The organism is Phocaeicola faecicola, assembly GCF_013618865.1.
GTDB lineage: Bacteria > Bacteroidota > Bacteroidia > Bacteroidales > Bacteroidaceae > Phocaeicola > Phocaeicola faecicola.
In genome coordinates this window covers 1-7748 of record NZ_JABSOE010000105.1, presented here as the reverse complement: position 1 = coordinate 7748, position 7748 = coordinate 1, and the positions used below count along the sequence as shown (strand labels likewise).

The following is a 7748-nucleotide window of genomic DNA, read 5'->3' as shown; positions in this document are numbered from 1 at the left end:
TTGCTGTGTCTACTATATCAGCAGGGCTTGGGAAGAAGTGACTACTGAACCAGTACAACATTCCAAGAACCGTCTACTGATATCGGTTATAAAAAGAAAAAGCGTCTAGCTAAATCAGGAAAAGACACTTATTCTTCTTTTCGTTCGTTTTATTTGTGTACATTTGCATCAAATAAAAGTTGTTTGACAGAAATACACCACACATCACAGAATTTGTGACTATTTCCAAGTCATTACCTCGTTCTATGAGAAATACTCATAAGTAGCTCATTTTTAATATATTCCTATTTTAATATCGTTTTTTCTTCATAAGAACGACACTTTTTATATTTTTGCGGATACATAAAAATAAGATATAAATATATGCATCAAGGTAGAATTATTATAATTACCGGTTCTCCCGGAACAGGAAAGACTACAATAGCGTCAATTGTTGCACACGAATCTGATTTTGCAAAGTCTGTACATATGCATACAGATGATTTTTATCATTATTTGAGTAAAGGTGCAATACCCCCACATTTACCTGAATCACAAGAACAGAATTTGGTTGTTGTCGAAGCATTTTTAGAAGCCGCAAAACGTTATGCGCATGGTGGGTATGATGTAATTGTAGATGGAATAATAGGACCTTGGTTTTTAGCTCCTTGGATGAAGATTGTACAGGAGGGGTATGAGGTTCACTACATTGTATTAAGAGCAGACAAAGAAGAAACGATGAAACGCGCAATTGAACGAACGAAATTAAGCAAAGAAGCAAATATTGAGTTAGTAGAAGTAATGTGGGAGCAATTCGCCAAGATTGGTGATTATGAATCATTTGTAATAAATACAACTGATTATTCTATTGGAGAAACCGTTTCAATAATAAAAGAACATATAAAGGGGAAAAAGCATTTACTTACATTATAAAAGAGAATATCACCGTGAAAGCCCGTTGCTCTGTGTAGAGTTGATTTTCCAATCATATTTCCCCTCCGAAAGGCATCTTTGGGGGAGTCGAAATCGAGTTTCTCCTGCGTTTTTGTTTACCTTGGACTGCAATCCTTTCCTTTATCCGCTGTAGCGTAGCGATGTTGAAAACAGCACCTTTTGGGATATATTACTGGATGAGCTTGATTCCCCCTTTCTGCCATGCCGGAATACGGGTCGGTGAAGTAGATGTCCACCCTGAGCCTGTATGTCAAGACCTTGGGCAAGGAGAACTCTGTAACGTTTCGGTGGTTAATCTTAAATAAAACAAAAACACCCGACTTTACATTCTTGGGTGTAAAATTGGGTGTTTATCTTGCAAAACATTGATTTTCAATGTTTATTGCGGTGCGTACGGGACTCGAACCCGTGACCCCATGCGTGACAGGCATGTATTCTAACCAACTGAACTAACGCACCAAAGTTTCTGCTTTATTATAAATTATCAATCTCTCTTGATGCGGTGCGTACGGGACTCGAACCCGTGACCCCATGCGTGACAGGCATGTATTCTAACCAACTGAACTAACGCACCAAAATTCTGTACTTTATTATGAAGTATCAATCTCTCTCGATTGCGAATGCAAAGGTACTACTTTTTTTTATTCCTGCAAGCGTTTCGGGAAACTTTTTTCAAAAAAAAATATATTTTTCTCGCAAAAAGCCCGATTTTCTTCGTGGTTTTATAAGAATATTCAGGAGGGTTTTCCGCCTGTTAACCGGATCAACCTCCTGAATATCAATATTTAATTATCAGATTTCCTTAATTGAGATAGCTACTCCTCCACTCGGAGCCAATTTTTGCTTCAATTTAGTCTTATGGTTCACTTTCCGGGTAGAAATGACATATTCCTTCGGGTTGGTGCGCCAATCGGCCGACTTGCCATCGGCATAAATGGTTGCCTGGTATTTCTTTCCGGCAGGCAGGAAATTCAGGTCGATGACAGCCTCGCGACTGTTTTCATCGGTAATTCCTCCCACGAACCATTCATTCTTGCCTTTTGCCTTACGGGCAATGGTGATATAGTCTCCCGGTTCTGCCTCGAGAATATATGTATGGTCCCAGTCGACTGCCACATCCTTGATAAACTGGAAGGCATCGGGGTATTTCTCATAATTCTGATATAGGTCGGCAGCCATCTGCAGCGGACTGTACATGGTAACATAAAGTGCCAGCTGTTTCACCAGTGTAGTACCCAGTTTGGCCTTATTCGAGCCATATACCGACAGATCACCTTCAAAAATACCCGGAGTATAATCCATCGGACCACCCATCAGACGGGTAAACGGCAAGATGGTCTGGTGATCCGGACGGATACCGTTGAAAGACTCAAATTCGGTACCGCGTGCCGATTCCTGGGCAATCCAGTTCGGATAAGTCCGGTACATACCCGTAGGACGAACCGCCTCGTGCGAGTCTACCATAATCTTATACTGAGCCGCCGTTTCAGCTACCCGGTTGTAGTGATTGACCATCCACTGTCCGTCGTGATGCTCGCTGCGCGGAATAATCGGTCCTACATAACCCGTTTTCACGGCATCATAGCCGTTTTCCTTCATGAAACGGAAGGCATCGTGCAGCTGACGCTCATAGTCAGCCACCGAAGAAGTCGTTTCATGATGCATGATGATCTTCACCCCTTTCGATGCGGCATAGCGCTGCAGTTCCTTGACATCAAAATCAGGATAAGCCTTGGTAAAGCTGTAAATAAACTCTTTGGCATAAGCATAATTGTCTTCCCAGCCTTCGTTCCAGCCTTCCACCAGCACTGCATCAAAACCGTGTTTGGCCGCAAAGTCGATGTATTCCTTCACGTGCGCCGTATTGGCTCCATGATGTCCGTTCGGCTTCAGCTGAGTATAATCTGTCTTTCCGATTACAATATCCTGCGTATCGGTATAAGCCCATGTAGAGCCTCCTCCCGTGAAATACTCCCACCATACGCCGACATACTTGACAGGCTTGATCCACGAAGTATCCTCCAGTTTACAAGGCTCATTCAGGTTGACAATCAGGTTCGAAGCCAGAATGTCACGAGCATCGTCGCTCACTACAATCGTACGCCACGGACTGGTACTTCCTGTCTGGATATATCCTTTTGTACCGTTCTTGTCCGGAGTCAGGTGTGCACTCATCAGGTAATTTTCCGGATTCAGGTTCAGGTGCATGGCCGGATAGTTGACCAACGCAGCCTCGTGAATGTTGATGTACAGTCCGTCGTCCGACTTCAGCATCAGCGGAGTCTGCACTGCCAGGTTCGGACTCGGAGACTTGCATGCCAGGGCCTCATCCCTTGCCTTGTCGATGAGCTGGGGAACCTCCGACAACTTGGAGGTCGTAATCTGGAATTCATTGGTATCGTAATCGGCCGGAATCCAGAAGGCCTTGTGATTGCCCGCCAGCTGGAACTCCGTCACTTCCTCATTGATGGTGAAGTGGCGCAACTCTTTCTGCACCGGGAACTCATAGCGGAATCCCAGTCCGTCGTCGAACAGACGGAAACGGATATTCAGCAGCCAACCGGTAGTTTTCTGTTCCAAAGCCACAAAAAGTTCCTTATGATTGTCACGGATCTCACTGTTCTGGCCCCATACCGGCTCCCAGGTAGTGTCCGAAGCCCCCTCCCGGGTTTCCACAATACGGAAATCACGGTCAAATTCATACGAAGGACGGACCTGGAAACCCATCCGGCTTTCCTTGATTACCTCTTTTCCCTTATACGTAAGCGAATACACCGGCACATCACCGTCCGAGAGGTGAAAATCCATGACCAGGTTACCATCCGGCGAAGTCAGTACCTGCGCCAGAGCCGACACCGACATTCCCAGTATCCCCACTAAAAATACAATCAGTTTTTTCATGTTATTTTGATTTATTGTTTAATGATAATATCTTCCTTGTTCACTCCTACTCCTTTTATTATCAGCTTCTTCCATGCCTTGGGGAGCAACGGTCTTCCCTGGCGGATTCCCTCATCCGTCAGCTCCAGTCCCCCGAAACCGAACAAAACCGCCTGCAGCAGTCCCCCTGCCCCTGTGGCAAAATAAGGATTGTTCGACGACGGGGATTCCGAAAGCACTCCGAACGGCGGACGCTTGTTGGGCAAGTAACTCTTTTTGAACAGCCGGTAAGCCTCCTCTGCATCTCCCAGCCGGGAATAAAGAATAGAGAGAATTGCATTTCCCATCGCCGGACCGTTCACCTTGTCTATCTTATCCTCATAGTACACGACATCTCTTCTGACATCCGCCTTGTCGCTTACTAGTCCCAGCGGATAAGCCAGCAGGTTCACGTCGGCCTGCTTGATCATCTCACCCTTATAGGCCGCATGTTCCTTCATCGTACCATCCTCCATATAATGGAAACGGAGACCGGCGGCGACCTCACCCCACTGTCTGTCGGCCTTCAGTCCAAGTACCTTCGAGGCCTTGATGGCATTCTGGAGCGCGACTTTTGCCGAACCGTTAGTAAAGGCATTGTCGTCTACGTTCGGAGCATATTCGTTGGCTCCGACCACATTCTTGATCGAGTAACTGCCGTCTTCCTGTCTGGACGCACGCGAAACCCAGAAATCGGCAACCGCCTTCATCACCCGATACCCCTCGTTCCGCAACCATTCCTTGTCTTTGGTAACCCGATAATAATTCCAGAACGCAATCCCGATGTCCGCCGTGATATGATGTTCGAAAGTACCGGTGAGGCACCACGTAGGCGTAGCCTCCTCGCCGCTGTCATCGCTCTCCCAGGGAAACATCGCCCCGCGGTAACCGAACATTTCGGCACGCTGCAAAGCCTTCCCCAGCCGGTCGGTACGATAATCGATATGAGCTCTTGCCAAATCCTGGTTCAGCACCAGCACCGGAGGATACATCCACAACTCCGAATCCCAGAATACATGACCGTTGTAACCCGTAGAAGAAGACAGTCCCATGGGCGAGATACTCAGCCGCGAACCCTTCCGCTGGAAAGCATACAGGTGATACAGGGCCAGCCGCACGTCCCGCTGGTCTTCCTCACACCCCTCTATCACAATATCCCTCTTCCACATTTCAGCCCAGGCCTTTTCATGTCCCGATACCAGGTACCCGATGCTCTGTCGCAAGGCAAAGACCACCATGCGCTCCGCCTCCCCCTTAGGATCGGCAAAGTCACGGGAAGTACAAGCCGCTCCGACCAGTGAAAAACGGTAAGTCTCTCCCTTTTTCAGACGGCGGGTAAAAGAAACCGACTGACTATCGCCGGATACCTGCTTCACCTCTTCGGTGTTCGGATTGTCTCCGTCGAACAGAAAACCGCTGCACGTAACCAGTTTCTGCATGCCCGTCAGACTGGAAGCCTCTGCCACCAGCACCGGCATCCGCGCCTCTGCATCGCGCATCTGTTTAAAATGAGAAGACGTATGCTGCAGCTCCTGTGAAAAACCGGTCCGATTGATGACTTCAATGTTCAGGTCCTTATCCGGAGTAATTTCCACCACCCCCAGTGCCATATAAGGCAGGTTGCGCAAGGCACGTAAGGTATACGCAATCTGCGTACCCTGATAATCGACAGAAGTCTTGAGATACGCCTCTTTCATATTCAGCAACTGCTTCCATCCGGTAGTATTTTCAGGCGTGACGGTCATTCCGTCTATTTTCAACTGCAAGTCCGTAAACTTCGGGGCACGGACCATCCGGCTCACTCCACCGGCATACTCCTTATCAAATACCCCATTCAAGACAATTTCGGACACAGCAAACAGATCGGCCCCGCTCACAAGTCCTATACGTCCGTTCGCCAAAGTCACCCCGTTATAATTCTCCTTCGAGCTGACCTCAATGCACCAGTTGTCTGCATTTGCAAACACCTTATGTAAGGGAAAAACATTCAGAAAAAACAAGAATAAAAGAATCACGTGCTTCATAATTACTGATATTAAAGTTACCGGTACAAAATTATCGCCCCTTTCCTACAATCGGAACCTTTCAAGTGAAAATCTAGATAATTATTTTCATAATAATCTGATAATAAACAAAGTATGAACAGATACAACTCATAAAATCTAGACCGTCTCAAGCATTATGCTTAGGTATCCGCTTGATATACTCGTCGAAATCCTCTTTAGGGACCAGTGATTTCGACTTGATTTTCGCTTTATAGGTATAGATGGTATTCACCGACAGATTAAGGAAACGGGCAATCTCCTCGTTCTCCGTAATCCCCAGCCGGATCAGTGCAAATATCCTCAGTTCGGTGGTAAGCCCCGGTCCACCATCCACCTGAAACCGGTCCTTCTCCTCAAAAAGCCGGTTAAACTCCTCAATGAAACTGGGAAACAGCATCAAAAACGTCTGGTCAAAACTCAGATACAGGTTCTTCCTCTCCTCCTTCAGGTTAAACTCACCGAATATCCGGTTCAGGTCGGTAAACTGTTTGGACCTGATGCGGTAATCCGCCTTCTTCAGAATGGCATCCGTCTTGTCCAGGTAATCCGATTTGGCGCAGATAGCCTGCATAATGTAGGCATCTTTTATCTCGTTCAACTCCTTCAGGGTCCTGCTCTGCTGTTCGATGGCCCTGCCGGCCGTCTTCAGTTTTCTTTTCTGCCAATAAATCAGCAGAATACCAGCCAAGGCAACCACTGACAACAGACTGACCAGCATCAGATATTTCTTCAGATTGTCCCGCTGACCGGTGATGGTTGCCAGGTAAGCCTCCTCGATAATGGGCAGAATGGCATTGATACTCACAATGCGGTGACTGGCATTGTAGAAATTAGCCTCCTCCAAGGCAATGTGCACATACCGGTTGGCCACGTTATAATCCCCCATCGCATACAGACAGCGGGCCAGTTCCGTTTTCGCAGTAGTCTCCATAATGCCCTCCTGCAAATCGAAAACCGCCGCATCAACCAGATAGTCCATGGCCTGCAGGGTATCTTTTTGCAACAGATACAAACTGGCCAGATTGGAGGTGATGATTGCCTTCTGGTGACGGGTACCGGCAATCTCCATCAAATGCTGACAGGCACGGATCCGCTCTTCCACCGACAAATCCAGCCCGAACAGTGCCCGCATCTCCTGATAGGTATACGAAGTATCGGGCAATAACCGAAGCACGGAGTCGCGATAGGAAATGATGTTTTTCTGGTAACGCAACCTCAAGTCGTCTACACGTGCATAATTATACATATCCGAATAAAGACGCGTACAAAGGGCATAAAACTCACCTCTTGCGGCAGGAGAGGTTCCTTCCAGCGGTGCATTCCCGGCAATGTCTGCCGCCTCCTTAAAGGCTCCTCCCGAGAAGAAACAGAACAGCAGGTTACCGTTGGCCGACAGGATCTTATCCTTATCCTTCAGCCGTTCCGCCCAATAGAGAGAACGGGAAGCATAGTGATATGCGGAGTCATACTGAAAAGATTTATATTCCTGGTAAATCCGACTGGTAAGACAGAACTGTCTTTCATCATCCGTTGCCGGGACCGCTACCAGTTTATTTTTCAAATCACGGATAACGGAGTCTTTCCGCGCCAAATAGCTGCCCCGCTTTGCTATTTCGGCATCAAGTTGCCCGAGCCGGTAGCGCAAGCTGTCTGTTCCGTATGCAGAAACCCAATTACCCCATATGATCAGAAAAAAAATGATATATTTCATTCTCAACAATTTATTTTGTTATGTAGGTCGGCGGCATTGCTGCCGCTTTCCCCATTAAGAACTGTACGTGCGACTTTCACCGCATACAGCTCCGATAATTCTAAATTTAATTCTCATAAAATTAAATCGGCTCATAATCA

General features: G+C 47.0%; 4 protein-coding genes and 2 tRNA genes. 1 reads left to right on the top strand and 5 read right to left on the bottom strand.

The annotated features are described in order from the left end of the window. Window positions 1-363: 363 nt before the first annotated feature. Window positions 364-912 carry an AAA family ATPase gene (locus H3001_RS18240; protein ID WP_087335545.1) on the top strand — a complete coding sequence of 183 codons (549 nt, stop codon included), beginning with the start codon at window positions 364-366 and terminating at the stop codon, window positions 910-912. Window positions 913-1318: 406 nt separating this feature from the next. Here the strand turns inward: H3001_RS18240 and H3001_RS18235 are convergent. The 5 genes from H3001_RS18235 to H3001_RS18215 all read right to left on the bottom strand — a co-directional run bounded on the left by H3001_RS18235 (window position 1319) and on the right by H3001_RS18215 (window position 7608). Next, window positions 1319-1392, bottom strand: a tRNA-Asp gene (locus H3001_RS18235). A gap of 41 nt (window positions 1393-1433) precedes the next feature. Beyond that, a tRNA-Asp gene (locus H3001_RS18230) sits at window positions 1434-1507 on the bottom strand. Between the two features lie 218 nt (window positions 1508-1725). Then, the gene (locus tag H3001_RS18225) at window positions 1726-3834 is read right to left on the bottom strand and encodes a glycoside hydrolase family 97 protein (protein WP_181215693.1); all 2109 of its coding nucleotides are present in this window, start codon (window positions 3832-3834) and stop codon (window positions 1726-1728) included. An 11-nt stretch (window positions 3835-3845) separates the two neighbouring features. Next, window positions 3846-5876: a glycoside hydrolase family 65 protein gene (locus tag H3001_RS18220; RefSeq protein ID WP_181215692.1), complete on the bottom strand. Its 2031-nt coding sequence runs from the start codon at window positions 5874-5876 to the stop codon at window positions 3846-3848. Between the two features lie 148 nt (window positions 5877-6024). Further along, entirely contained in the window at window positions 6025-7608 is a 1584-nt protein-coding gene (locus tag H3001_RS18215) for a DUF6377 domain-containing protein (RefSeq protein ID WP_181215691.1), read from the bottom strand. Window positions 7609-7748 lie beyond the last annotated feature (140 nt).

Coding starts and splice junctions, on each gene's coding strand:
- H3001_RS18215 (WP_181215691.1), bottom strand. CDS start 7,608: ATGAAATATATCATTTTTTTTCTGATCATATGGGGTAATTGGGTTTCT.
- H3001_RS18225 (WP_181215693.1), bottom strand. CDS start 3,834: ATGAAAAAACTGATTGTATTTTTAGTGGGGATACTGGGAATGTCGGTG.
- H3001_RS18240 (WP_087335545.1), top strand. CDS start 364: ATGCATCAAGGTAGAATTATTATAATTACCGGTTCTCCCGGAACAGGA.
- H3001_RS18220 (WP_181215692.1), bottom strand. CDS start 5,876: ATGAAGCACGTGATTCTTTTATTCTTGTTTTTTCTGAATGTTTTTCCC.